A 244-nucleotide genomic window follows, 5' to 3' on the forward strand; every position below is an offset into this window, starting at 1 on the left:
GGGTGTAATAATGTTATTGCACCCTTCTTTCCTAGTTAAATTTATAACCAAATGTGAATGATATGAACATTGAAAAGCTTCAAGATTTACAGGCAATTGCCAATGTATTGCATTCTGTACTGACCGTTTATCCCGAGTCGGACTTAATCAATACCTTTAAACAGCAAGATATTGTTGAAAACTGGCCTAAGTTGTTAGTCACAGATCCCGACAATAAAGGATTAACGCACCTAAAAGCTTATAT

General features: G+C 35.2%; 1 protein-coding gene. It reads left to right on the forward strand.

Annotated features, from left to right (window positions below):
• Window positions 1-62: 62 nt before the first annotated feature.
• A partial coding sequence (locus tag AAEZ03_RS28555) for a hypothetical protein (protein WP_350583343.1) occupies window positions 63-244 on the forward strand: 182 nt, incomplete at its 3' end.

This window comes from Pseudomonas sp. HY2-MNA-CIBAN-0224 (assembly GCF_040310285.1).
Classification (GTDB): Bacteria; Pseudomonadota; Gammaproteobacteria; order Pseudomonadales; family Pseudomonadaceae; genus Aquipseudomonas; species Aquipseudomonas helleri.